This window comes from Streptomyces griseoloalbus, from assembly GCA_014650015.1.
Taxonomy (GTDB): Bacteria; Actinomycetota; Actinomycetes; order Streptomycetales; family Streptomycetaceae; genus Streptomyces; species Streptomyces griseoloalbus.
In genome coordinates this window covers 410424-434873 of the sequence record BMUD01000001.1, presented here as the reverse complement: position 1 = coordinate 434873, position 24450 = coordinate 410424, and the positions used below count along the sequence as shown (strand labels likewise).

The 24450-nt window shown below is 70.7% G+C and carries 20 protein-coding genes and 2 tRNA genes; 9 read left to right on the top strand and 13 right to left on the bottom strand.

Annotation, left to right across the window (positions count from 1 at the left end; all coding sequences use genetic code 11):
• The first annotated feature begins 84 nt into the window (after positions 1 to 84).
• Positions 85 to 1059, top strand: coding sequence for a hypothetical protein (locus tag IE178_RS01895; RefSeq protein ID WP_193511051.1), 975 nt, complete (start codon positions 85 to 87; stop codon positions 1057 to 1059).
• A 437-nt stretch (positions 1060 to 1496) separates the two neighbouring features.
• On the opposite strand, the gene clpX is transcribed toward IE178_RS01895, so the two are convergent.
• From clpX to IE178_RS01870, 5 genes are all read right to left on the bottom strand, one after another.
• On the bottom strand, positions 1497 to 2783 hold the full coding sequence (clpX, locus tag IE178_RS01890; protein ID WP_184760617.1) for an ATP-dependent Clp protease ATP-binding subunit ClpX: 1287 nt from the start codon (positions 2781 to 2783) through the stop codon (positions 1497 to 1499).
• Positions 2784 to 2966: 183 nt separating this feature from the next.
• Positions 2967 to 3647 carry an ATP-dependent Clp protease proteolytic subunit gene (locus tag IE178_RS01885; protein WP_308433318.1) on the bottom strand — a complete coding sequence of 227 codons (681 nt, stop codon included), beginning with the start codon at positions 3645 to 3647 and terminating at the stop codon, positions 2967 to 2969.
• A gap of 111 nt (positions 3648 to 3758) precedes the next feature.
• Entirely contained in the window at positions 3759 to 4364 is a 606-nt protein-coding gene (locus tag IE178_RS01880; RefSeq protein ID WP_030818448.1) for an ATP-dependent Clp protease proteolytic subunit, read from the bottom strand.
• A gap of 351 nt (positions 4365 to 4715) precedes the next feature.
• Positions 4716 to 6116, bottom strand: a complete 1401-nt coding sequence (gene tig / locus IE178_RS01875; protein ID WP_184760616.1) for a trigger factor — start codon at positions 6114 to 6116, stop codon at positions 4716 to 4718.
• Positions 6117 to 6286: 170 nt separating this feature from the next.
• Positions 6287 to 6363: transfer RNA gene (locus IE178_RS01870), tRNA-Pro, on the bottom strand.
• A 165-nt stretch (positions 6364 to 6528) separates the two neighbouring features.
• Between IE178_RS01870 and IE178_RS01865 the strand changes: the two genes are divergently transcribed.
• Positions 6529 to 6599, top strand: a tRNA-Gly gene (locus tag IE178_RS01865).
• Between the two features lie 293 nt (positions 6600 to 6892).
• Here the strand turns inward: IE178_RS01865 and IE178_RS01860 are convergent.
• Positions 6893 to 7087, bottom strand: a complete 195-nt coding sequence (locus IE178_RS01860) for a hypothetical protein (RefSeq protein ID WP_142195362.1) — start codon at positions 7085 to 7087, stop codon at positions 6893 to 6895.
• 622 nt (positions 7088 to 7709) lie between these two features.
• On the opposite strand from IE178_RS01860, the gene IE178_RS01855 reads away from it, so the two are divergent.
• The gene (locus IE178_RS01855; protein WP_193511050.1) at positions 7710 to 8903 is read left to right on the top strand and encodes an acyltransferase family protein; all 1194 of its coding nucleotides are present in this window, start codon (positions 7710 to 7712) and stop codon (positions 8901 to 8903) included.
• Here the strand turns inward: IE178_RS01855 and IE178_RS01850 are convergent.
• A complete protein-coding gene (locus IE178_RS01850) occupies positions 8900 to 9376 on the bottom strand; it encodes an HD domain-containing protein (RefSeq protein ID WP_184760614.1) in 477 nt (158 codons plus the stop codon). The genes IE178_RS01855 and IE178_RS01850 overlap by 4 nt on opposite strands.
• A 26-nt stretch (positions 9377 to 9402) precedes the next feature.
• Positions 9403 to 10581: a PP2C family protein-serine/threonine phosphatase gene (locus tag IE178_RS01845; RefSeq protein WP_193511049.1), complete on the bottom strand. Its 1179-nt coding sequence runs from the start codon at positions 10579 to 10581 to the stop codon at positions 9403 to 9405.
• 163 nt (positions 10582 to 10744) lie between these two features.
• Here IE178_RS01845 and IE178_RS01840 point away from each other — a divergent pair, with 163 nt between their 5' ends.
• Positions 10745 to 11998: a GNAT family N-acetyltransferase gene (locus IE178_RS01840; RefSeq protein ID WP_193511048.1), complete on the top strand. Its 1254-nt coding sequence runs from the start codon at positions 10745 to 10747 to the stop codon at positions 11996 to 11998.
• 6 nt (positions 11999 to 12004) lie between these two features.
• On the opposite strand, the gene IE178_RS01835 is transcribed toward IE178_RS01840, so the two are convergent.
• A complete protein-coding gene (locus tag IE178_RS01835) occupies positions 12005 to 12838 on the bottom strand; it encodes an Fpg/Nei family DNA glycosylase (RefSeq protein ID WP_193511047.1) in 834 nt (277 codons plus the stop codon).
• 44 nt (positions 12839 to 12882) lie between these two features.
• On the bottom strand, positions 12883 to 13368 hold the full coding sequence (locus tag IE178_RS01830) for a ribose-5-phosphate isomerase (protein WP_184760610.1): 486 nt from the start codon (positions 13366 to 13368) through the stop codon (positions 12883 to 12885).
• A 205-nt stretch (positions 13369 to 13573) separates the two neighbouring features.
• Between IE178_RS01830 and IE178_RS01825 the strand changes: the two genes are divergently transcribed.
• Positions 13574 to 15049: an amino acid permease gene (locus tag IE178_RS01825; RefSeq protein ID WP_184760609.1), complete on the top strand. Its 1476-nt coding sequence runs from the start codon at positions 13574 to 13576 to the stop codon at positions 15047 to 15049.
• An 84-nt stretch (positions 15050 to 15133) separates the two neighbouring features.
• Here the strand turns inward: IE178_RS01825 and IE178_RS01820 are convergent, their stop codons facing one another.
• Positions 15134 to 15718 (bottom strand): biotin transporter BioY, encoded by a 585-nt coding sequence (locus IE178_RS01820; protein ID WP_193511046.1) that lies wholly within the window; start codon positions 15716 to 15718, stop codon positions 15134 to 15136.
• Between the two features lie 365 nt (positions 15719 to 16083).
• Between IE178_RS01820 and IE178_RS01815 the strand changes: the two genes are divergently transcribed.
• Together IE178_RS01815 and IE178_RS01810 are read left to right on the top strand one after the other, a co-directional pair.
• Entirely contained in the window at positions 16084 to 17502 is a 1419-nt protein-coding gene (locus IE178_RS01815) for an amino acid permease (RefSeq protein WP_193511045.1), read from the top strand.
• Between the two features lie 227 nt (positions 17503 to 17729).
• Positions 17730 to 17972: a hypothetical protein gene (locus IE178_RS01810; protein ID WP_193511044.1), complete on the top strand. Its 243-nt coding sequence runs from the start codon at positions 17730 to 17732 to the stop codon at positions 17970 to 17972.
• A 4-nt stretch (positions 17973 to 17976) separates the two neighbouring features.
• Here IE178_RS01810 and IE178_RS01805 read toward each other — a convergent pair whose 3' ends face one another.
• A complete protein-coding gene (locus IE178_RS01805) occupies positions 17977 to 18621 on the bottom strand; it encodes a mycothiol-dependent nitroreductase Rv2466c family protein (RefSeq protein WP_193511043.1) in 645 nt (214 codons plus the stop codon).
• Between the two features lie 138 nt (positions 18622 to 18759).
• Between IE178_RS01805 and pepN the strand changes: the two genes are divergently transcribed.
• Complete coding sequence (pepN, locus tag IE178_RS01800; RefSeq protein WP_193511042.1) at positions 18760 to 21336, top strand: aminopeptidase N; 2577 nt, start codon at positions 18760 to 18762, stop codon at positions 21334 to 21336.
• Positions 21337 to 21556: 220 nt separating this feature from the next.
• Complete coding sequence (locus IE178_RS01795; RefSeq protein ID WP_193511041.1) at positions 21557 to 22606, top strand: hypothetical protein; 1050 nt, start codon at positions 21557 to 21559, stop codon at positions 22604 to 22606.
• Positions 22607 to 22689: 83 nt separating this feature from the next.
• Here the strand turns inward: IE178_RS01795 and IE178_RS01790 are convergent, their stop codons facing one another.
• A complete protein-coding gene (locus IE178_RS01790; RefSeq protein ID WP_193511040.1) occupies positions 22690 to 24450 on the bottom strand; it encodes a TIGR03767 family metallophosphoesterase in 1761 nt (586 codons plus the stop codon).

Here is a 24450-nt window from a genome sequence, read left to right as displayed (position 1 = left end):
CGGTGCGGCACCCGGTGGCCTGAACGGGTCATGCCTGAGTCAGGATGTCAGCAGCACATAAGCATCTGGAGGGGGAACCCTGTAATGAGCTACAACCAGCCGGGCCCGTACGGCGGGCAGCCCCAGCAGCCCGGACCGTACGGCCAGCCGGGTCCTTACGGCCAGCAGCCGCAGGCTCCGCAACCCGGCTACGGCTACCCTCAGCAGGCTCCCCCGCCTCAGCAGCCCGGCTACGGCTACCCGCAGCAGCCCGGCCAACCGGGCGTCCCGCCGCAGCAGCCTCCTTACGGTCAGCAGCCCCCGTACGGTCAGCAGCCGCCCTACGGCCAGCCCCAGTACGGCATGCCGCCCCAGCCGCCCGCCTCGGGCGGCGGCGGCAAGAAGGCCGGGATCATCATCGGCGCGGTGGCGGTCGTGGCGGCGATCGGCGTGGGCGCGTACTTCGTGATCGGCGGAGGCGGCGGCGCGGGCGGCCTGGAGGACGACGGGGCGCACAAGCTGTCCGCGCCGGAAACGGTGCTCAGCGAGTACACCCGCGTAGGCGACGGCGGCGAGGACTCCAGTTCCAACACGGTGGACGACCTCGCCGAGGGCGGCATCAAGGACGGCAAGTCCGTCGGCGCCCAATATTCCACGGCCGACTTCAGCAACTACGACCCGCAGGACCCCACCACCATTCCGGACAAGACCGAGCTGCTTACGGCCAAGGGCGTGACGTTCATCGGCGCGTACGGCAAGGTCGAGAATCCGGAAGCGGCGCTCGACAAGATCTTCGCCTCCATCAAGAAGGAGACCGAGGAAAGCTCGAGCAAGGGGCTCATGTCCGAACTGGTCGGCGAGCCGGAGTCGGTCAACATCGACGGCGCGGTGATGAAGTGCCAGGCGGGCAAGGGCACCAACGACCTCACCCAGAAGGAAACGACCAACTGGTTCTGCGCCTGGGCCGACTACAGCACGATTGCGATCGTCTCCCCCGGTGACAACACCAAGGACATCACCAAGGACGCCGCAGCGGACATGACCACGAAGCTGCGCAACGAGGTCCGCGACAAGGTGTGAAACGAGAAGGTTTGAGGGGGTGCACGGCGAGCTCGCCGTGCACCCCCTCACTGCATGTGATCCTCTACGGCCGGCTGCAGGTGAGTGCATGTCGGCCGGATGGAAACCTCAGACCGCGCGACACGCCTGGATCGCGTGGTTGTCCCTCACGCCCAGCTTGATCAGTCCCGCACTGCAGATCGGTGCGGTCCCTGGACTTCCCGCGTACTTGCAGGAAGCCTTCGCACCCGATCCGACGATGTAGTCCTTCGAAGCAAGGTACTGCTCACCGTAAGAAGGTCCGTAAGCGCTGGCAGGTGAGGCTGCGACCAGCGGTAGGACTCCTGCGGCCGCCGTCACGCATAAAAATAGTCAGATCGGCGGGATCTGACCGAAATCACTGCCACCAGGCAAAAGGCGCCCAGCGGATTCGCTGGGCGCCTTCCTATGCGTCAGGCCTACGCCGTCTTCTGCTCCCCCGACCCCCGGCCGCGCGCGTCACGCGGGATCAGGGTCGGGTTGACGTTGGAGAGGACCACGTCCGCCGTGATGACCACGCGGGCCACGTCCTTGCGGGACGGGACCTCGTACATCACGCCCTGGAGGACTTCCTCCATGATGGCGCGCAGGCCGCGCGCGCCGGTCTGGCGGAGGATGGCCTGGTCGGCGATGGCCTCCAGCGCCTCGCGCTCGAAGTCCAGCTCCACACCGTCGAGTTCGAAGAGGCGCTGGTACTGCTTGACCAGCGCGTTGCGCGGCTCGACCAGGATCTGCAGCAGGGCCTCGCGGTCGAGGTTGTGGACCGAGGTGATGACCGGGAGACGGCCGATGAACTCGGGGATCATGCCGAACTTGACCAGGTCCTCCGGCATGACCTCCTCGAACTGGTCCTTGGACTCCATCTCCCGCTTGGAGCGGATCGTCGCGCCGAAGCCGATGCCCTTGGCGCCCGCCCGGCCCTCGATGATCTTCTCCAGTCCGGCGAAGGCACCGCCCACGATGAACAGCACGTTCGTCGTGTCGATCTGGATGAACTCCTGGTGCGGGTGCTTGCGGCCGCCCTGCGGCGGGACCGAGGCCGTGGTGCCCTCGAGGATCTTCAGCAGGGCCTGCTGTACGCCCTCGCCGCTGACGTCACGGGTGATCGACGGGTTTTCACTCTTGCGGGCGACCTTGTCGATCTCGTCGATGTAGATGATCCCGGTCTCGGCCTTCTTGACGTCGTAGTCGGCCGCCTGGATCAGCTTCAGCAGGATGTTCTCGACGTCCTCGCCGACGTATCCCGCCTCGGTGAGCGCCGTGGCGTCGGCGATCGCGAAGGGGACGTTCAGCATGCGGGCCAGGGTCTGTGCCAGCAGCGTCTTGCCGGAGCCCGTGGGGCCCAGCAGGAGGATGTTGGACTTCGCCAGCTCGATGGCGTCGTCGCGGCCGGCGGCGCCGCCGTTCTCGCCGGCCTGGACGCGCTTGTAGTGGTTGTACACGGCGACGGACAGGGCCTTCTTCGCCGACTCCTGCCCGACCACGTAGCCCTCGAGGAACTCGTAGATCTCGCGGGGCTTGGGCAGCTCCTCCCAGCGGACCTCACTGGTCTCGGCGAGCTCTTCCTCGATGATCTCGTTGCAGAGATCGATGCACTCGTCGCAGATGTACACACCGGGCCCTGCGATGAGCTTCTTGACCTGCTTCTGGCTCTTGCCGCAGAACGAGCACTTGAGCAGATCGCCGCCGTCACCGATGCGTGCCACGGTGTGCTTCCCCTTCGCCTGGGAGACGACCGGACATCCGTGTCCGGCGGCTCCTGGTGCTGCCTTATGTCCGACGGTACCTTGCCGAGCCCCCCGTCCGGGCCCCCCTTGGCACGGTTCACTTTGACGTGGACCGTGCCAAACCGTGCCAAGGGGCGGCAGACGTTACACCCCCACCTCGCGTCAGCGCAGGCTGGCGTTGTCCATCTTCCGGGTGGAGATGATCTGGTCGATCAGGCCGTACTGCAGCGCGTCCTCGGCCGTGAGGATCTTGTCGCGCTCGATGTCCTCGCGGATCTTCTCGATCGGCCGGGTGGAGTGCTTGGCCAGCATGTCCTCCAGCTGCGTGCGCATGCGGAGGATCTCGTTGGCGGCGATCTCCAGGTCGGAGACCTGACCGCGGCCCGTCTCGCTGTACGGCTGGTGGATCAGCACGCGCGCGTTCGGCAGCGCCATGCGCTTGCCGGGCGTACCGGCGGCCAGCAGGACCGCGGCGGCGGAGGCCGCCTGGCCCATGCAGACCGTCTGGATGTCCGGCTTCACGTACTGCATCGTGTCGTAGATGGCCGTGAGCGCGGTGAAGGAGCCGCCCGGGCTGTTGATGTAGACCGAGATGTCCCGGTCGGGGTCCATCGACTCAAGGCACAGCAGCTGCGCCATGACGTCGTTGGCGGAGGCGTCGTCGATCTGGACGCCGAGGAAGATCACGCGCTCCTCGAAGAGCTTCGCGTACGGGTCGTACTCGCGGATGCCCTGGGAGGTGCGCTCGACGAAGCGCGGGATGACATAACGGGACTCGGCCGCGGGGCCGGTGTACTCGGCACGCGCGCGGTCGTACAGGCCGCTGCCGGGGAAGTCGTTCACGGTGTCTCCTGGAAAGGGGCTGTGGCGGTCGGCTGGGGCTGCTGGGGCTGTTCACCGGGCCCGGGGAGGGCCGGCGGGGTCCACGGGGCCACAAGGGCCCCGTGGGGCCGCTCAGGCCCCGGTGCCGCCGCCGCCCGGCATGCCGGCGGCCGTGGGGATGACGTCGTCGATGAGGCCGTACTCCTTGGCCTCGAAGGCGTCGAACCAGCGGTCACGGTCCGAGTCACGGGTGATCTGCTCGACCGACTGGCCGGTGTGCTGGGACGTCAGCTCGGCCATGCGCTTCTTGGTGTGCAGCAGCCGCTCGGCGTGGATCTTGATGTCCGAGGCCGAACCGGCGAGGCCGGCGGACGGCTGGTGGATCAGGATCTCCGCGTTCGGCAGCGCGAAGCGCTTGCCGGGAGTGCCCGCGCTCAGCAGGAACTGACCCATGGAGGCCGCCAGGCCCATGGCGATCGTCACCACGTCGTTCTTGATGAACTGCATGGTGTCGTAGATCGCCATGCCGGCCGTGATGGAACCGCCGGGGCTGTTGATGTACAGGTAGATGTCCTTGTCCGGGTCGGCGGCAAGGAGCAGCAGCTGTGCGGTGATCTTGTTGGCGATGTCGTCGTCGACCGGCTGGCCGAGGAAGATGATCCGCTCGTTGAGCAGCCGGTTGTAGACCTGGTCGCCGAGGCCACCACCGATGGAAGGCTCGCCGGCGGCGGAGGGCATCAGATTCGTCACGTATCCACCTGCTCGTCTTACGACGGCGCCGGGCCGTCTTACGTTTCCTGCGGGGCCGGAGCCGTATGCGGTGACTCCTGTGCCCTCGTATTCATGGACCCTAACGCGGTGGCTGCGCTGGGCAATCCCGGTAACGGGAGTGTTCGCCGGGGGCGTAGCGCGGTGTACTCCGCGGGGACGCCGGTGCGCCTTCTCGCCCTGAGCCCGACGGAGCACGGGCGGCCACGGCCCGTGGGGGCCGGTCGCGCGGTTCCCCGCTGTCCCCGAGGTACGAGGACGGGCCCCGGGTGACCAACGTACCCGGAGCCCGTCACACGCTCTTCGGAGCCGACGGACGGCTCAGCCCTCGGTCTTCTCCTCGGCGGCGGCCTCGCCGGCCTCGGCCTCGGTCGACTCGGTGGCGGCCTCGGCGGTGTCCGCCTCGTCCTCCTCGTCGTCGAGGTCGACGATCTCGCCGTTGGTGTCCTTGACCGTGGCCTTCTCGACCACGACGGCCAGGGCCTTGCCGCGGGCGACCTCACCGACGAGGAGCGGGACCTGGCCCTGCTCGACGACGGCCTGGGCGAACTGGTCGGGGGACATGCCGGAGGAGGCGGCACGGCGCATGAGGTGCTCGGTGAGCTCCTCCTGGTTGACGTTCAGCTTCTCCTGCTTGACGAGCTCGTCGAGCACGAACTGGGTCTTGATGCCCTTGACCGCGGCCTCACGGGTCTCGGTCTCGAACTCCTCCTCGGTCTTGCCCTGGATCTCCAGGTACTTCGCGAGGTCGAGGCCCATCTGGCCGAGCTGGTGGTGCTCGAGGTTGTGCTTACGGGTGTTGATCTCGTCCTCGAGCAGCTTCTCGGGGACCGGGACCTCGACCAGCTCGAGCAGCTTCTCCAGGACGCGCTCCTGGGCCTGCGTGGCCTGGTCGTACTGCTTCATGTTCTCCAGGCGCTTGCGGCTGTCCGCCTTCAGCTCCTCGAGGGTGTCGAACTCGGACGCGAGCTGGGCGAACTCGTCGTCCAGCTCCGGCAGCTCGCGGGCGGCGACCTGGGTGACCTTGACGGTGACCTCGGCCTCCTTGCCCGCCGCGGAGCCGCCCTTCAGCTCGGAGGTGAAGGTGGCCTCGCCGTCGGCGGACAGGCCCCTGACGGCGTCGTCGATGCCGTCGAGCAGCTCGCCCGAGCCGATGGTGTAGGAGACGCCGCTGGCGACGCCGTCCTCCAGGATCTCACCGTCGACCTTGGCCTCCAGGTCGATGGTCACGACGTCGCCGTCCTCGGCGGCGCGCTCCACCGGGGAGGTGGAGGCGAAGCGCTCGCGGAGCTGCTCGACCGACTTCTCGACGTCCTCGTCGCTGACCTCGACGGCGTCGACCTCGACCTCGATGCCGGAGTAGTCCGGGATCTCGATGGCGGGGCGGATGTCGACCTCGGCGGTGAAGTTCAGCGTCTCGCCGTCCTTCAGCTCCGTGATGTCGACCTCGGGCTGGCCCAGCGGGTTCAGCTCGGCCTCGTTGACCGCGTCGGTGTAGAACTTCGGGAGGGCGTCGTTGACGGCCTCCTCCAGCACCGCACCGCGGCCGAACCGCTGGTCGATGACCCGGGCCGGGACCTTGCCCTTGCGGAAGCCCTTCACCGTGACCTGCTGGTTGATCTTCTTGTACGCCGCGTCGAGGCTGTCCTTGAGCTCCTCGAAGGGCACCTCGACAGTGAGCCGAACCCGAGTCGGGTTCAGGGTCTCCACGGCGCTCTTCACGGTTCGGTCTCCTTGTGGCTGACTTCTCGGTTCTGCCGGGACCAGAGCGGTCCGGCCGATTCGCCGCCCGGAGGACTTCAGACGCTGAGACACACGGGCGTGCAGCTTGCATAGTAACGGCAGCGGCTACGGCGCCCAAAAGGCGATCAACGGATACGTGATCGACCGGGTGGTCGGGGTGGCGGGATTTGAACCCACGGCCTTCCGCTCCCAAAGCGGACGCGCTACCAAGCTGCGCCACACCCCGTCTGGTGCGAGACGTAGGGTACATGCACCCAGGCACAGGGGCCGCCGCATTTCCCGGGCGCGGCGCGACGCCGGCGGCGGGGCGGGAACGGGGTGTGCGACGAGGGGGCACTACCCGCTACGATGCCTGTCAGTGCCGCGGTCACCGATCCGCGGCGCGCGCTGTGCGGGCGTAGCTCAATGGTAGAGCCCTAGTCTTCCAAACTAGCTACGCGGGTTCGATTCCCGTCGCCCGCTCTGGACGCATCAGGGCCAGGTCGGAGGATCGATCCTCCGGCCTGGCCCTGATCACGTCCGGGGGCGGTGTTCGGTCCGGCGTGCCCCCTGCGTGCCGTGCCGGATGTCCGGGGCGAGAGCCGCCGGAACGGACTCGGCCGCTCGGCCGCGGCGCTCTTCGACCCGGCGGTTGCCCGCCACGCACCCGCCACCCGTACGCGACGTCGCATGAGCCCGCTCGCCGGCACGCAGCGCACGCGCAGGCCGGCGTTCTGCCAGGTCGGTCGGGGATCTCCGCGCGGGGCGGGGCGGGGTCAGAAGCTGATCGAGTTGATCATCCCGGCTATCGAGTCCAGGAACCGCTGGATGTCGTCGGCCATGCCGGTGGAGGCGAGGAAGAAGCCGAAGAGGACGGCGACGACCGCCGGCCCGGCCTTGAGGGACCCGCCTCTGATCAGCACCACCAGGATGATCGCCAACAGAAGCACCACAGACAGTGAAATGGCCACAACTGATCACACCCTTGGTCGGTTCGGTTCCCCGGCCCGGGCGACGCGACCCCGCGCACCCCGCCAGAACCATCGTGCCACCAACATGGCCGCCCTAACCGGCGACTGACGCATCGTCCGCCACACCCTGTCCTGTGCCCCTGCGCGGTTGGCCCGCGCGGGCCGACGACTCCGTGCCGTACGGCAATTCGAAGGCACACCCGCACAGGTAATTCGACCGGACCGTTTCCGTATCCACACAATGCGTTCGCAGCCGAATCGAATTACTGCCACAGAGTCCCCGACACACCCACAGGGCGGCCGGAAAACGCGAACGAAGGCGGACATTTCACCGGAGTCGCCTGCCGGTCTTATGCACGGTTTAGTCCGGAATAATCATGACAAGGTCGCCCGGTGTGCCGGATAAGCCCCTTACTCGCACACTGTGTTGACCATCACGTCCCCGGAGGCGCGCACTTTCCCCCACACGGGGTACCCGGACCGAATACGCAGGAATGACGTCGGGCGTTTTACGAAATCCCGCGGACAACGCTAGGGTGCCTCAGATGTTCCACGCTGCCTCGTCCCCCGCAAGCGCAGCGAGCTCACCGATCGCCTCCCCGAGTCCCCGCCGGGAGGGTCAGTGACGAACTCGCAGCGACCGTACGGCAACCGCAGAACGCCGCTTCCTCCGTCACCTTCACCGGCGCCCGGAGTGCCGAGCCCGCGTACGGAGAACGAGCAGAGCGGCCGGCCCGCGCCGTCCGGCAAACAGCGCGACGCGTTCTTCGACAACGCCAAGTACCTGGCGATCGTGCTGGTGGCGATCGGTCACGCCTGGGAGCCCATCAAGGGCGACAGCCGGATCCTGGAGGCGGCGTACACGGTCGTGTACACGTTCCACATGCCGGCCTTCATCATCATCTCCGGCTTCTTCTCGCGCAGTTTCGACATGCGCCCCGACCGGCTGCGGCGGCTGATCACCGGTGTCGCGGTGCCGTACATCGTCTTCGAGACCGCCTATCCCCTCTTCAAGCGGGTCGTCGACAGCGATCCGCAGCAGGAGATCAGCCTTCTCGACCCCTGGTACCTGACCTGGTTCCTGGTCGCGCTGTTCGTCTGGCGGCTGACCACGCCGATCTGGAACGCGGTACGGCACCCGCTGCCGCTGGCCCTCGGCATCGCCATGCTGGCCAGTGCCACCCCCGAGATCGGCGACGACCTCGACCTGCAGCGCGTGCTGCAGTTCCTGCCGTACTTCGTGCTCGGTCTGTGCATGAGGCCCGAGCACTTCCACATGGTGCGCCGGCGTTCGGTGCGGATCGCGTCGGTGCCGGTCTTCGCGGCGGCGCTGGCCGTCGGCTGGTGGGCGGTGCCGCGGATGAACACCGCGTGGTTCTACCACCGTGACGCCGCGCAGGAGCTGGGCGCGCCGTGGTGGGCCGGGCCGGTCATGGTGCTCGCGATGTTCGGCTGCTCGCTCCTGCTGACCGCCTGCTTCTTCGCGTGGGTGCCGCGCCGCCACATGTGGTTCACCGCGCTGGGCGCGGGCACGCTGTACGGCTATCTGCTGCACGGCTTCGTGGTGAAGGCCGGCGAATACCAGGGCTGGTTCGAGCACTCCGTGCTGCACCAGCCGCTCGGTGAGATCGCCGTGAGCGTCCTCGCGGCGGTCCTCGTGACACTGCTGTGCACCAGGCCGGTGCGGCGGATCTTCCGGTTCGCGATGGAGCCGAGGATGGAGTGGGCGTTCAAGCGGGACGCCGCCGAACTGGCCCGCGAACGCGAGCGCCGGGAAGAGGGGAAGAAGGAGACCCGCGAGAAGGTCTCCGCTTAGGAGTTCCCCTCCCCCGCCCCGAGACCGAGGAGTGCGCGCATCCGCGTGTACTTCTCGGTCAGTCGTGTGCGGGTCGCCTCGTCCAGTACGGCGAGGCGGGCCGGGTCGGCGTTGTGCGCCAGGTCCGCCTCCTTCACCAGCAGCGCGCCGGGGGTGGCGAGGATGCGGGCCGCGTACGCCTCGGGCGGCTCCCCGGACCGTTTGGTGACCGCGAGGACGATGTCCTTGGTCCGCCGGGTCAGCGCGGCCTCGTGCAGCCACCGCTCCGTCAGCCTGTCGTCCTCCACCGCGTCGTGCAGCCAGGCCGCCGCGATCTGCTCCTCGTCGCCGCCCCGGGCCCGCACTCCCTCGGCGACGGCCCTCAGGTGCTCGGCGTAGGGCCGGCCCGCCTTGTCGGTCTGCCCGGCGTGCGCGGCGCGGGCGGCGGCCTCGACCTGGGCCGGGGTCAGCGGGGTCTGCGGTGTCTCGGTCATCGGCCGAGTATGCCCCGACGCACGGGTCAGCGGGCCGCCGTCGCCGTCGGACCCTCCCGGCAGATGAGCAGCAGGGCCCGGTCGTCGTTGACGTCCTTGGCGACCGCCTCGATGAGGTGCCAGGCGGCGCCGTGGAAGCCGCCGGCGACATAGCGGTCGGCCTCGCCGGTGAGACGGTCGATGCCCTCGACGATGTCCCGGTCGGAGGTCTCCACCAGACCGTCGGTGAACAGCATCAGCACGTCCCCGGGGCGCAGGGAGCCCTTCACCGGGTGGAACTGGGCGCCGTCGTACACGCCCAGCAGGGGGCCGTCGGCCACCTTCTCCTCCCAGCGGCCGCTGCCCGCGCTGAGCTGGAGGCCCGGCGGGTGCCCGGCGGAGTACAGCTCGTAGTCCCCGGAGTCCAGGTCGAGCACCAGGTGGATGGAGGTGGCGAAGCCCTCCTCCCAGTCCTGGCGGAGCAGATAGCCGTTGGCGGCCGGGAGGAAGGCGTGCGGGGGCAGGCTGCCGAGCAGTCCGCCGAAGGCGCCCGACAGCAGCAGGGCGCGCGAACCGGCGTCCATGCCCTTGCCGGAGACGTCCGTCAGCACGACCTCGAGCGTGCGCCCGCCGTTGGTGCGGGCCGCCACCACGAAGTCGCCCGAGAACGACTGCCCGCCCGCCGGGCGCAGCGCCATCTCCCGGTGCCAGCCGTCCGGCAGCTTCGGCAGCTTGCTCTGCACCCGGATGCGTTCGCGCAGGTCGAACAGCATGGTGCCGCCGCGCCGCCAGGGCACGCCCACCCGGCTGCGGAACTGGGCGACGAGCAGCCCGAAGAAGCCGCAGGCCGCGACGGTGAGGACCACGCCGGGTGTGACCCGGGCCGCGCCCTCGGTGTAGGGGCCGAGTTGCACCGACTCGACGATCAGCGCGGTCGCCGCCGCCGCGTAGAGGCCGAGCAGGCTCGCCGGGCGCAGCAGCAGACCGCCCGCGACGATGGGGAGGACCAGTGCGGCCGGTGCGCACCACACGGAGTTGGCGAGTGTCCCGGCCGCGATCAGCGGGACGGTCAGGAGCAGTCCGGCGAGCGCGATCCAGTCGGAGCCGTCCCCGCGGAAGTAGTCGACGGCGGACCGGCGCATGCCGACCCGGGCCCGGTGCCACTGCTTCTTCAACCGGGCCGTGAACGTGTCGGCTTCCGCGCGCCGCTGTCGTCCTGCTGCCATTAGTTCGGGACCCTATCCATCGGACCGGCCGCTTGGCACGGGAGGTCCTGGTTGTCCCCCCTGACGGGGACCGAACTCACAGTGAACTGCACCTGGGGCCGTCGTGTGGCCGACCGGGAGAAAATGCGTCGCTCGTCCCGTACGACCCTGGTACGCATGGCTCATGGCGAACGAGCAGGCGGACCCCGCGACCGGACTTCGAGCGCTGCGGCCGGACGATTGGGACAAGTGGTACGCGAACCTCTCCCGCGCCTTCGGCGGGATTCCGGAGGGGGACGAGGAGCGTGAGCTGTGGAACTCGTTCACCGAGTTCGACCGTTCCCTGGGTGTCTGGGACGGGGACGAGTGCGTGGGGACGGCGGGCGCGTTCTCGTTCCGGCTGACGGTGCCCGGCGGTGATTCCGTGCCGGCCGCGGGCGTCACCATGGTGAGTGTGGCCGCCACGCACCGGCGGCGCGGGGTGCTGAGGTCGATGATGCGGCGGCAGCTGGACGACGTGCGGTCGTGGGGCGAGCCGCTGGCGGTGCTCACGGCCTCCGAGCCGGCGATCTACGGCCGGTTCGGGTACGGGGCGGCGGCCTTCCAGATGAACGCCGAGATCGACACGCGTCGCACGAGTCTGTCCGTCCCGCCCGGCACCGACGACGTACGGCTGCGGTACGCGGTGCCCGCCGATGTGCTCGACGCGTGCGAGGCGGTGTACGCCCGGCTGGTGCCGGGGCGGCCGGGGATGCTGGCGCGCCGGCCCGGCTGGGAGCGGCTGGGGACGGTCGACCCGGCGGGCGGCCGGGACGGAGCGTCGCCGCTGCAGTGCGTCGTCGCCGAGCGGGGCGGTGAGACGGTCGGGTACGCGCGGTTCCGGGTGAAGCCGCACTACGGTCCGGCGGGGCACGACGGCTCGGTGGTCCTGAGCGACCTCGCCGCGCTGGATCCGGCGGCGGACGGCGCGCTGTGGCGGTTCCTGTTCGGTGTCGACCTGACGTCGACGCTGGTGGCGCGGGGCCGGCCGGTGGACGAGGCGTGGCAGTACATGGTGTCGGACATCCGCCGGTGCCGGCCGGAGGTACGGGACTCGCTGTACCTGCGGCTGGTGGAGGTCGGCTCGGCGCTGCGGGCGCGGACGTACCAGACGCCGGTGGACGTCGTGTTCGAGGTGGAGGACGTCTTCTGCCCGTGGAACGCGGGGCGTTGGCGGCTGAGCGGGGACGCCAAGGGGGCGTCCTGCGAGCGCACCCAGGACACGGCGGATCTCGCCCTGTCGGTGAGGGAGTTGGGCGCGGCGTATCTGGGCGGGGTGAGCCTCGCGGCGCTCGCGGCGGCCGGCCGGGTGCGCGAACTGCGGCGCGGTGCGCTGGCGGAGGCGTCCCTGGCGTTCGGCAGCGCGGGCGTGGCGCCGTGGCTGCCGCACGGGTTCTGAGCGCGTCTAACGCGCCGTTCGCTGGCAGGACGGGCACCAGAAGAGGTTGCGGGCGGCGAGGTCGGCGGTGCGGACCTCGCCGCCACAGACGTGGCAGGGCCGGCCGGCCCTGCGGTAGACGTACACCTCGCCGCCGTGGTCGTCGACGCGCGGCGGGCGGCCCATCGCCTGGGGGGTGTGCTCCGGGCGGACGGTGTCGATGCGGTTGTTGCGGACGCCCTCGCGCATCAGCGCGACCAGGTCGGTCCACAGGGCGTCCCACTCGGCCGGGGTGATGTCCCGGCCCGCGCGGTAGGGGTCGACGCGGTGCCGGAAGAGGACCTCGGCGCGGTAGACGTTCCCCACGCCCGCGATGACCTTCTGGTCCATGAGGAGTGCGGCGATCGTCGTACGGCTGCGGCTGATCCGGCGGTGGGCGAGGGCCGGGTCGGCGTCCGGGCGGAGCGGGTCGGGGCCGAGGCGCTCGTGAATCGCCCGCTTCTCGGGGTCGGTGATCAGGGCGCAGGTGGTGGGGCCGCGCAGATCGACGTACGAGGTGGCGTCGGCGAGGCGCAGACGCACGGTGTCCGTGGGCGGGGGGACCGGGGCCGGGCCGAAGGTGACCTTGCCGAAGAGGCCGAGGTGGATGTGGACCCACTCGGTGTGCTCGGGGCCGGGGTCGCCGAAGCCGAGGAAGAGGTGCTTGCCGTGGGCGTCGGTGGTGTGCAGCGGTGTGCGGTCGAGGAGGGCGGCGGCGTCGGCGAACTTGCCCTGGGGGCTGGTGACGCGGAGGGGGCCGCCGCCCGCGAAGGCCGCGGCGTAGTCCTCGGCCAGCCGGTGGATCGTGTGGCCCTCGGGCACGGGCGGCCTTCCCCTCGCTCGCTCTTTCCGCCGCCTCCCGGGCGCTACTGCTGGGGGTGGTGGGCCGGGATCGGGGGGAGGTCGCCGGTGGTCTCGTAGGCCGCGAGCATGTCGATGCGGCGGGTGTGACGCTCGTCGCCCGAGAACGGCGTGCTCAGGAAGGTCTCGACGAACTTCGTCGCCTCGTCCTGGGTGTGCATGCGCGCGCCCACCGCGACCACGTTGGCGTTGTTGTGCTGGCGGCCCAGTGCCGCCGTCTCCTCGCTCCAGGCCAGGGCCGCCCGTACGCCCTTGACCTTGTTCGCGGCGATCTGCTCGCCGTTGCCGGAGCCGCCGATCACGATGCCGAGGGCGTCCGGGTCCGCGGCGGTCCGCTCGGCGGCACGGAGGCAGAAGGGCGGGTAGTCGTCCTGGGCGTCGTAGAGGTGCGGGCCGCAGTCGACGGGCTCGTGGCCCGCCGCCTCGAGCCACTCGACGAGGTGGTTCTTGAGTTCGTAGCCCGCATGGTCGGAGCCGAGATACACGCGCATGCGACGAGTGTGACATGGGCGCCGGCGGGCGGCGGCGCCGGGTGCCGCACCCGAGAAGAGTGAGCCAATCCACAGAACCTCAGGAAAACCTCAAATAACAATCCGAAATCAAAGGTTCCCCAATTCGTTCGCCTCCGTTTCACTGGTCCGGCTCGTACTCCGTTCGTACGGGGACCGATCAACCGGCGCAAAGGAAAACCACCCCATGACTTCGCAGCCGACCGTGACCAACGCGGGGAACGACCCCGCAACGCCCGGCGACGCCGGGACCCCCGGGGGTTCCGGGCTCCAGGCCGGGCTCAAGAACCGACATCTGTCGATGATCGCCATCGGCGGCGTCATCGGCGCCGGCCTGTTCGTCGGTTCCAGCTCCGGCATCGCGACCGCCGGCCCCGGCATCCTCCTGTCGTACGCCCTCGTCGGCACGCTCGTGGTGCTGGTGATGCGGATGCTCGGTGAGATGTCGGCGGCCAACCCGACGTCCGGGTCCTTCTCCGCGCACGCCGACCGCGCGCTCGGCCCGTGGGCCGGGTTCACCATCGGCTGGCTGTACTGGTTCTTCTGGGTCGTGGTGCTGGCGGTCGAGGCGACCGCCGGTGCCGCGATCCTCGAAGGGTGGATACCGGCCGTTCCCCAGTGGGGCTGGGCGCTCATCGTGATGGTGGTGCTGACCGCCACCAACCTGGTGTCCGTGGGCTCCTACGGCGAGTTCGAGTTCTGGTTCGCCGGGATCAAGGTCGTCGCCATCGGCGCGTTCATCGTCATCGGCGGGCTGGCCGTCTTCGGGGTGCTGCCCGGCGTCGACAGCGACCAGGCGGGGCTCGCCAACCTCACCGACCACGGCGGCTTCCTGCCCCACGGCGCCGGCGCCATCCTCACCGGCATCCTGCTCGTCGTCTTCTCCTTCATGGGCAGCGAGATCGCGACCCTGGCCGCCGGCGAGTCGGAGGACCCGGAGCGGGCCGTCACCAAGGCGACCAACAGCATCATCTGGCGGATCGGCGTCTTCTACCTCGGCTCGATCTTCGTCGTGGTGTGCCTGCTGCCCTGGGACAGCGAGTCGATCACCGAGGACGGCTCCTACGTCGCCGCCCTGGACTCCCTGGGCATCGCGCACGCCGGCCAGATCATGAACTTCATCGTGCTGACGTCCGTGCTGTCCTGCCTCAACTCCGGGCTCTACACGGCCTCCCGGATGGCCTTCTCGCTCGGCCAGCGCGGGGACGCGCCGAAGGCGTTCGCCCGGACCACCGGCCGGGGCGTGCCGCGGACCGCGATCATCGCGTCGGTCGTGTTCGGCTTCGTCGCCGTCTTCTTCAACTACGAGTTCCCCGACTCCGTCTTCCTCTTCCTGGTCAACTCCTCCGGTGCGGTCGCCCTGTTCGTCTGGCTGGTGATCTGCTTCTCGCAGCTGCGCATGCGGAAGATCATCCAGGCGGAGGCGCCGGAGAAGCTGGTCGTGCGGATGTGGCTGTACCCGTATCTGACGTGGGCCAGCGCGGGGCTGATCGTGTTCGTGCTGGGTTACATGCTGACCGACACGGAGCACGACGGGCGGACGACGGTGCTGCTGTCGCTGCTGGTCGCCGGCATCGTGCTCGCGATCGCCGTGGTGAGGCAGCGCATGGCGGGGCGCCGGGCCGCGGACGCCGAGGGGCGGGACGAGGTCCGGGCCGGCTGACGCCGCGCCCTGACGACACCACAGGGCCGGGGGCCCGCGGCGCGTGTGCCGCGGGCCCCCGGCCCTGTGTGTCGCGTCGGCCGGTCAGCGCTTGCCGGCGAACTTCCAGGCCGTGGGCAGCACGCCCATCGCCAGGGCCGCCTTCAGGGCGTCGCCGACGAGGAACGGGGTGAGGCCGGCCGCGATCGCGGCGGAGGCGGACATCCCGGTGGCGAGGGCCAGGTAGGGGACGCCGACGGCGTAGATGATCGCCGAGCCGAGCACCATGGTGCCCGCCGTCCGCCAGGCGGAGCGGTCCGCGCCGCGGCGGGCCAGGGCGCCCACGACGACGGAGGCCAGCAGCATGCCGAGGACGTAGCCGAAGGACGGCATGGCCATCCCGGACCTGCCCTCCGCGAACCACGGCACCCCGGCCATGCCCACCAGCGCGTACACGGCGAGGGAGGCGAAACCGCGGCGGGCGCCGAGGGCGGTGCCGACGAGCAGCGCCGCGAAGGTCTGGCCGGTCACCGGCACCGGGGAGCCGGGGACGGGGACCGCGATCTGGGCGGCGAGGCCGGTGAGCGCGGCACCGCCGAGCACGAGCGCGGCGTCCCGGACACGGGAGGCCGGGATGAGGTCCGCGAGGACCTGTCCGGATCGGGCGGACGTGACGGCAGCGGTGCTCATGAAGGTCTCCGCGGGGTGAGGGCGGTTGGGGGACACGGTGACGCTACAACGGCGCCCGCGCGCCGATCACCATCAGCGCTCGACAAAGGCGTGACCACGGACGTGGTGGGCTCCGGACAAAGGGCCGGGGTGGCAAGCGGCACGAGGTGACGCCAGTCACTGAGGTGAGGTGGTTTCGCCGACGGACGGCGGTGGAAGGGCGGCTGTGGGGAACCGCCAAACGGACGGGCCACGCCTCACGGGTAACCGGAACACCACTCTCCGAATGACGCCTGTCCATATGCTGGGCATCCTCTTCGTGAACGGGTGGAGGCCGCCCAGACTGGGGGCGTTTTGTCATCTCCCGCATTGGACGAGCCGCGCCCATGCCCAGCACCTCCCCCAAGCCCTCGACCTCGCCCGACCAGGGGGCATCCCCGGCCGGGACGCCCCCGAAGGCGGACGGCGTCTCCCTCTCGCACGGACTGAAGCAGCGCCATCTGTCGATGATCGCCCTCGGCGGGGTGATCGGCGCCGGTCTGTTCGTCGGCTCCGGGGCGGGGATCGCCGCCGCCGGACCCTCGATCGTCCTCGCCTACACCCTCTCCGGCCTCCTGGTGATGCTGGTGATGCGGATGCTGGGCGAGATGTCCGCCGCGTATCCCTCGTCGGGCTCGTTCTCGGCGCACGCCGAGCGGGCGATCGGCCCGTGGGCCGGCTTCACCGCGGGCTGGTCCTTCTGGGTGCTGCTGTGCACGGCGGTCGGCCTGGAGGGCATCGGCGCCGCGAAGATCGTCACCGGCTGGCTGCCGGGCACACCCGAGTGGGCGTGGGTGGCGCTGTTCATGGTCGTGTTCTGCGGGACCAATCTCGCGGCGGTGAAGAACTTCGGCGAGTTCGAGTTCTGGTTCGCGGCCCTGAAGGTCGGCGCGATCACGCTGTTCCTGGGGCTCGGCGTGCTGGCCGTCGCGGGAGTGCTGCCCGGCACGGACTCCCCCGGCGCCTCCCACCTCACCGACTTCCTCCCCAACGGCGGCGAGGGCCTGGTGATCGGACTGCTCGCCTCCGTCTTCGCGTACGGCGGCCTGGAGACGGTGACGATCGCGGCGGCCGAGTCGGAGAACCCGGTCAAGGGCGTGGCGAGCGCGGTCCGTACGGCGATGTGGCGGATCGCGCTGTTCTACATCGGCTCGATGGCGGTGATCGTCACCCTGGTCCCGTGGGACTCCCCGGCGGTCGTCGAGGACGGCCCGTACGTCGCCGCCCTGGACCGCCTCGGCATCGAGGGCGCCGGTCAGGTGATGAACGTCGTGGTGCTGGTGGCGCTGCTGTCCGCGATGAACGCCAACATCTACGGCGCCTCGCGCATCGCGTACTCGCTGGTGCGGCGGGGCCAGGGGCCGAAGGCGCTGGGACGGGTGTCGGGCGGGGTGCCGCGGATCGCCGTCCTGGCCTCCTCCGTCTTCGGCTTCCTGTGCGTGCTGCTGAGCTACTGGCGGCCCGACGACGTCTTCTCCTGGCTGCTGAACATGATCGGCGCGGTGATCCTGGTCGTCTGGATCTTCATCGCCGTCTCCCAGCTGCGGCTGCGCCGCCGGCTGGAGCGGGAGGAGCCCGAGAAACTGGTGGTGCGCATGTGGGGCTTCCCCTGGCTGACATGGGTGGCGCTGGCCGGCATGGCGGCGGTCTTCGTCCTCATGGCCCGGGAGCCGGACACGCGCGTGCAGCTGTACTCGACGGGCACGATGACGCTGGCGCTCGCGGCGGTGGGATACGCCCGGCAGCGGGCGCGCGCCCGGAGCTGACGCTCACCTCGGACGGCCCTCGCGGGATCACGCGGGGGCCGTTTCGCGTGCCCCGGGCTCACCAGCCCCTTTCTCTCGGCGTGCAGGTGCAAGTAACTTGCAATAAGTGTCCTGCCCTCGTGATCGTCTTCTCACCGTTCACCCGGCAGGCGGAAAGACGGAAGTCCCCGCGGGGACGTGACCCGCGGGGGCTTCCGGTAGGCGGCAATCCGGTCCATGGTGGCGCAATGGCGACACAGAGGACGATGAAGGACTACTGCTGGACCTGCGGCGCGGACCAGCAGCACCGTCAGCTGAACAAGAAGGAGGAGGACTGGCTCAAGGAACGGCTGGGCCGGTCCGGGGTCGGCGAGTTCTGGCTCTGCGTGAACGTACTCGACCCCGACACCGGCAAGCAGTGCCGCAACCTGCGCACGGGCTTCAACAAGAAGCCGTTCGCCGAGCCGATCAAGGTACCCGTGCTGGACTGAACCGTCACAGGTCGCTGAAGTCCGGCCCCTTCGTCCGGGTGCGCTTGATCTCGTAGAAGCCGGGGACGGAGGCCACCGCGAGGGTGCCGTCCCACAGGCGGGCGGCCTCCTCGCCCTTGGGGGCCGGGGTGACGACCGGGCCGAAGAAGGCGAGCTGCTCGCCGTCCGCGCCGGGGACCGCGATGACCGGGGTGCCGACGTCCTGGCCGACCTTGTCGATGCCCTCCCTGTGGGAGGCGCGCAGCTCGGGCTCGTAAGGAGTGGAGTCCCAGTGCTCCATGAGGGACTCGGGCAGGCCGACGTCCTTCAGGGCGGCGGCGACCGTCTCCCTGCCCGGACCCTCGCCCCGGTTGTGGATGCGGGTGCCGAGCGCCGTGTAGAGGTCGCCGAGCACCTCGGCGCCGTGCTCCTGCTCGGCCGCGATGACCACCCGGACCGGCCCCCATGCCTTGGCCTCGAGCATCTCGCGGTACTCCGCCGGCTCGTCGAGCTTGTCCTCGTTGAGGACGGCGAGGCTCATCACATGCCACCGGACCTTGACGTCCCGCACCTTCTCCACCTCCAGCATCCAGCGGGAGGTCATCCAGGCCCAGGGGCACAGCGGGTCGAACCAGAAGTCGACGGGCGTGGCGGGAGACGTGTCCGACATGTCGCTCCTTGTGAAGGCGGTGCTTCCCCGTGACAACGCGGAGTCCGCTCCCGGCCATTCCCGGCTGCCCGCCGTCAGGGCCACATGGCAGGATCGGTCCTGTTCATCCCTGTCGACGACGCCTGAGGAGTGCCGCCCGTGCCCGGTGAGAATCTGACCCGCGACGAGGCCCGGGAGCGGGCGGCCCTGCTGTCCGTCGACGGGTACGAGGTGAGCCTGGACCTGCGTTCGGCGGTCGGTGAGCACAAGGGCGGAGGGCCCCGCACCTTCCGTTCCGTCACCACCGTCCGGTTCCGCTGCGCCGAGCCGGGGGCGAGCAGCTTCGCGGACCTGATCGCGCCGAGCGTGACGGCGGTCTCGCTCAACGGGCGGGACCTCGACCCCGGCCAGGTCTTCGACGGCTCGCGGATCCTGCTGGAGGACCTCGCCGCCGACAACGAGCTCGTCGTCGACGCGCAGTGCGCCTACTCCCGCACCGGCGAGGGCATGCACCGCTTCGTCGACCCCGAGGACGGCGAGGTGTACCTCTACACCCAGTACGAGCCGGCCGACGCCCGCCGTGTCTTCGCCACCTTCGAGCAGCCCGATCTCAAGGCGCCCCACCGCTTCGAGGTGCGCGCGCCCGAGGACTGGACGGTGTGGAGCAACGGCGCAGGTGAACGCAGCGACGGCGTGTGGCGGTTCGCGGAGACCAAGCCGATCCCGACGTACATCACCTGCGTGGTGGCGGGCCCGTACCACTATGTGACGGACTCCTACGAGCGGGTCTTCGAGGACGGTACGCGGCTGGAGATCCCGCTCGGCGCGATGTGCCGCAAGGGTCTCGCCCCGCACTTCGACGCCGACGACGTCTTCCTGGTGACCAAGCAGGGCCTGGACTTCTTCCACGACCACTTCGACTACCCGTACCCCTTCGGGAAGTACGACCAGGCCTTCGTGCCCGAGTACAACCTGGGCGCGATGGAGAACCCGGGGATGGTCACCTTCCGGGAGGAGTTCATCTTCCGCGGCAAGGTCACCCGGGCGTCCTACGAGGGCCGCGCGAACGTGATCCTGCACGAGATGGCCCACATGTGGTTCGGCGACCTGGTCACCATGGAGTGGTGGGACGACCTGTGGCTGAAGGAGTCCTTCGCGGACTTCATGGGCGCGTTCTCGCTGGTCGGCGCGACCCGCTTCACCGACGGCTGGATCACCTTCGCCAACCGCCGCAAGGCGTGGGCGTACCGCGCGGACCAGCTGCCGTCCACGCACCCGATCACCGCCGACATCCGCGACCTGCAGGACGCCAAGCTCAACTTCGACGGCATCACGTACGCCAAGGGTGCCTCCGTGCTGAAGCAGCTGGTGGCCTACGTCGGCCAGGACGCGTTCCTGGAGGGCGCCCGGCGCTACTTCAAGCGGCACGCGTACGGCAACACTCGGCTGGGTGACCTGCTGTCGGTCCTGGAGGAGACCAGTGGCCGGGACATGGACGTCTGGGCGCGGGCGTGGCTGCAGACGGCCGGCGTCAACTCCCTCACGCCGCAGGTGCTGTTGGACACGCGGGGCAGGATCGACGAGCTGGCGATCGTGCAGGAGGCCGCCGAGTCGCACCCCGAGCTGCGCCCGCACCGGGTGGCGGTGGGCCTGTACCGGCGCACGGACGACGGCGCCCTGGAGCGGTACGCGCAGGCCGAGACGGACGTCGACGGGGCGCGTACGGTCGTGGCGGAGCTGGCGGGCGCGGACGCGCCGGAGCTGGTGCTGGTCAACGACGACGACCTGACGTACTGCAAGACCCGTTTCGACGAGACCTCGCTGGCGGCGCTCCGGCGCGGCCTCGGCGACCTCACCGATCCGCTCGCCCGCGCCCTGTGCTGGTCGGCGCTGTGGAACATGACGCGGGACGCGCTGCTGCCGGCCCGGGAGTTCATCGGCCTGGTGATGGAGTTCGCGGGCCGGGAGTCCGACATCGGTGTGCTGCAGATGCTGCACGCGTGGGCGGAGTCGGCCGCGGTGCACTACACCGCGCCGGAGCGGAAGGAGGAGGCCGGCCGCCTGCTCGCCGAGGGCGCCTCGGCGCTGCTGCACGCCGCCGAGGCGGGCAGCGAGCACCAGCTCGCGTGGGCGCGGTTCTTCGCGCACGTGGCCGCCGCCCCGGCCGACTTCGAGCTGCTGACCTCGCTGCTGGACGGCACGGTGACCGTGCCGGGGCTCGAGGTGGACCAGGAGCTGCGCTGGGCGTTCCTGGAGCCGCTGGCCGCGCACGGGGTGGCGGACGAGAAGACGCTGGACGAGGAGCTGGCCCGGGACGACACCGCCTCCGGCAGGCGGCACCACGTCCGCTGTCTGGCCGCCCGCCCGTCGGCCGCGGTGAAGGCGCAGTGCTGGGCGCAGGTCGTGGAGTCGGACGCGCTGTCCAACGCGCTGGTGGAGGCGACGATCTCGGGCTTCGCGCAGTCGTCCCAGCGGGAGCTGCTCGCGCCGTACACGGAGAAGTACTTCGCGGCGATCGAGCGGGTGTGGGCCGGGCGGTCGATCCAGATCGGCATGGACGTGGTGCGGGGGCTGTTCCCCGCGTTCCAGGACTCGCAGGCGACGCTGGACGCGACGGACGCGTGGCTCGTGGCCCACGAGGACGCGGCCCCGGCGCTGCGCCGCCTGGTCCTGGAGGCCCGTGACGACCTGGCCCGGGCGCTGCGCGGCCAGCGTTGCGACGCGGCGGCGGGCTGAGCCGTGCCCTGAGCCCGCCCCGAGCGCTCCCCCGTGACGTGACGTCCCGGACAGTCGTTACGGAACGCGGGCAATCAAGCCGTAACCCCTGGTCCTCACCCGAACGGACCAGGGGTTCGCGGTATCCGAACACGCGTCCCTCCGTGCGGGCTTGTCCTCATTTGTCGACGGACTTGTAACAGGGGTTCAGGGGTGGGCGGGAGACGGGAAGTTGCCGGACATGAACCACAACACCCCGCTCTCCCCGCGCCCCCCGCACCAGCTCGCCGACGACACGCGCCGGGTGCTGACCCACGCACAGCTCCGCGCCCGGGGCGTCCCGGCCGCGGAGGCCGGCGAACAGTGCCGCCCCGGCGGGCCCTGGCAGCAGCTCCTGCCGGGTGTCGTCCTGCTCCACCCCGGCCCGCCGACCAGCGAGGAGCGGCTGCACGCGGTGCTGCTGTACGCGGCGCGGGAGCGGACCGTGGGCGTCCCCGCGCAGCCCGGTGCGGACGGGCCGCCCGCGTCCCCCTGCGGCGAGGCGATGATCACCGGGCTGGCCGCGCTGACCCTGCACGGCTTCTCCTCCGCTCCCCCGCTGCCGTCCCTGGAGGTGGTCGACGTCCTGGTCCCCAGGCTGCGCCGGCTGCGTTCGACGGGGTGCGCGCGCATCGTCCGTGCCTCCCCCCTGCCCGCCCCGGAGCAGGTCACGGGCCTGCCGGTGGCGCCCGTCCCGCGCGCGCTGGCCGACGCCGTGGCGGGCCTCGAGGACGCGGACGCGGTGCGCCGGCTGCTGACGGAGGCGGTACGGGGCGGCCACTGCGAACCGGCGGCGGTGGTGCGGGAGCTGACCGGGGCGAAGCTGCTGAACCGGCCGCACGTGGTGGACGCGGTGGACTCGCTGCTGGCCGAGGGCCGGGCGCTGGCGGAGGGGCGGCTGTACCGGATGGTGCGCGAGCACGGCCTGCCGGAGCCGTGCTGGAACGTGGACCTGCGGCTGCCGGGCGGCCCTCGTCTGGGCGTCCTGGACGCGTACTGGCCCCAGGAGGCGGTGGCCCTGGAGCTGGACACCCGCGCGCCGCGCCCGGGCCGAAGGCCCGAGGACGACGCCGAGTGGTCGCAGTACGCCCGCAGGCGCGAACACCTGGAACGCCTCGGCGTCACGGTCGTCCACGTCAGCCCGCGCAAGCTGCGGGACGCGATGGAACAGCAGGCGGCGGTGGTCCGTACCGCCCTGATGGCCTCGGCCGACCGCGACCCGGCGGCGTACGTCGTGGTCCTGCCGCGGTAGTGAGGGACCGGGCCGGGCATCAGGAGGGCGAGGAGGGGCCGTGCGGCGGCCCCTCCTCCCGTGCGCGGGTACGGCCTTCGTCCTCAGCGCTTCTCGAGCACCAGCTCGGTGTTGCGGTCCTCCGGGGCTCCGGAGAGGTCCGTGCGGGCTCCCGGGGCGTTCAGGGAGAGTTCGCGGTAGAGGGCTGCGAGGCCCGTCTGGGAGAGGTCGGTGAAGTCCGTGCGGGCGGGGGCCGCTGACTCGACGAGGGTGGTGAAGAGCGAGAGCGTGCCGTCCTTGTTGTCCACCAGCTCGATGACGCGGGCGAGTTGGGGGAAGTCGACGTGGGAGGCGGTGGAGATCTCCCAGAAGGAGCCGCCGGATCCGGTGTGCGGGGTGACGGCGTTGCGGTGGATGTGGCCGTTCACCCAGGCGACCACGTTGTCGTGCCGGCCGAGGAGGGCGGCGACCTCCTCGCCCGTGTGGCGCCGTTCGTCGGGCCGTGCGGGGTCGCGGTGCGTGTTGTTCATCGAGGTGCTGGTGTGGTGGCTGAAGACGATGACGTGGGAGTCCCGGTTCTCCCGCAGGGTCCGCTCCAGCCACCGCAGCTGGGCCGTGCCGAGGGAGCCGTTGTAGTGGCCGCCCGGGTCGGTGGTGTCGAGGCTGATGCCGAGGACGTCGTCGGCGATGCGGAAGGCGTAGTACTGGGTGCCCGCGTCGAGGTTGGCGGCGGAGTAGCCGTGGCCGACCGGGCCGAGGCCGCGGTAGGCCGGGTCCAGGTGGGCCCGGAGGTATTCGCCGGGGGTGAAGGGGGCTCGCCTGTCGTCCGGGGTGACGGAGCGCATGGTGCGGGCGTGGGCCTTCAGGAAGTCGCCGTACCGCACGCCGCGGGGGTCCGTGGCCTTCTTGATGGCCTGCTGGAGTCGGTGCGCCTCGGCCGCCGGTACGTCCATCAGTTTGCGTCCGCCGACCGCGAGCTCGGTGAGGCGGGAGTCGCCGTGGGAGGCGTAGCAGCCGAGCGGCATCGAGTCGTGGTTGCCGACGGTGGAGTACCAGGGCAGGTTCAGGCCGGGGCTGTTCACCTCGCGGACGGCCGCCGCGAGGAAGCCGTCGAGGTGCGGGAAGCCGACCTGCTTGTCGGCGTCGCGGACGGCGGCGTCCGGGTGCCAGTACTGCTTCAGGCCGCTGTTCTGGACGCCCTCGTAGTGGCGCGGGTCCCCGGTGTTGGGGGTGACGCGGCCCCCGCTCATCACCGTCAGGAACCACTCCAGTTCGGAGCGGGCGTTGTTGTCGGTGTTGTCGCCGGTGGTCATCGCGAAGTGCAGCGGGGAGCCGGTGACGGGGGCGCCCCGCAGCGCGTTGATCCGCTCCACGAGGGCGATCGCGCCCTGCACGGTCAGGGCCTCCTGGGGCCGCCAGGCGTGCACGTCGGCGGAGCGCAGGTACTCCAGGCGCAGCGGATGCTGGGTGTCGATGATGTGCAGGTCGGTGAGGTGCACGAACGCGGCGAGCGCGGTACGGCGACCGGCCCGGCCGGAGCGGGCGGCGGCCAGGTCGCCGCGTACCACCCGCCCCCAGCCCGGCCCGTCGGCGAGGCGCCGGTAGCCCGGGCCGCCGCGCGGTGCCGCCGTGCCGGCGACGGTGGTGCCGCGCGTGTACGGCGCGAGCGGGGCGGGCGGCGCCTTCCGGGAGGAGGCGAGCACGGCCTCCTCGGAACCGGCACCGGAGGCCGCGGCGGCGGTGCCGCCGTCGCCGGGCCGCAGGGCGTAGCCGGCGCCGGCGGACAGGGCCACCGCTCCGGTGGCGGCGAGGAGGGAACGGCGGTGGAGTCCAGTGGAGCCGGCGACTGAGCGTATGCGCGACAT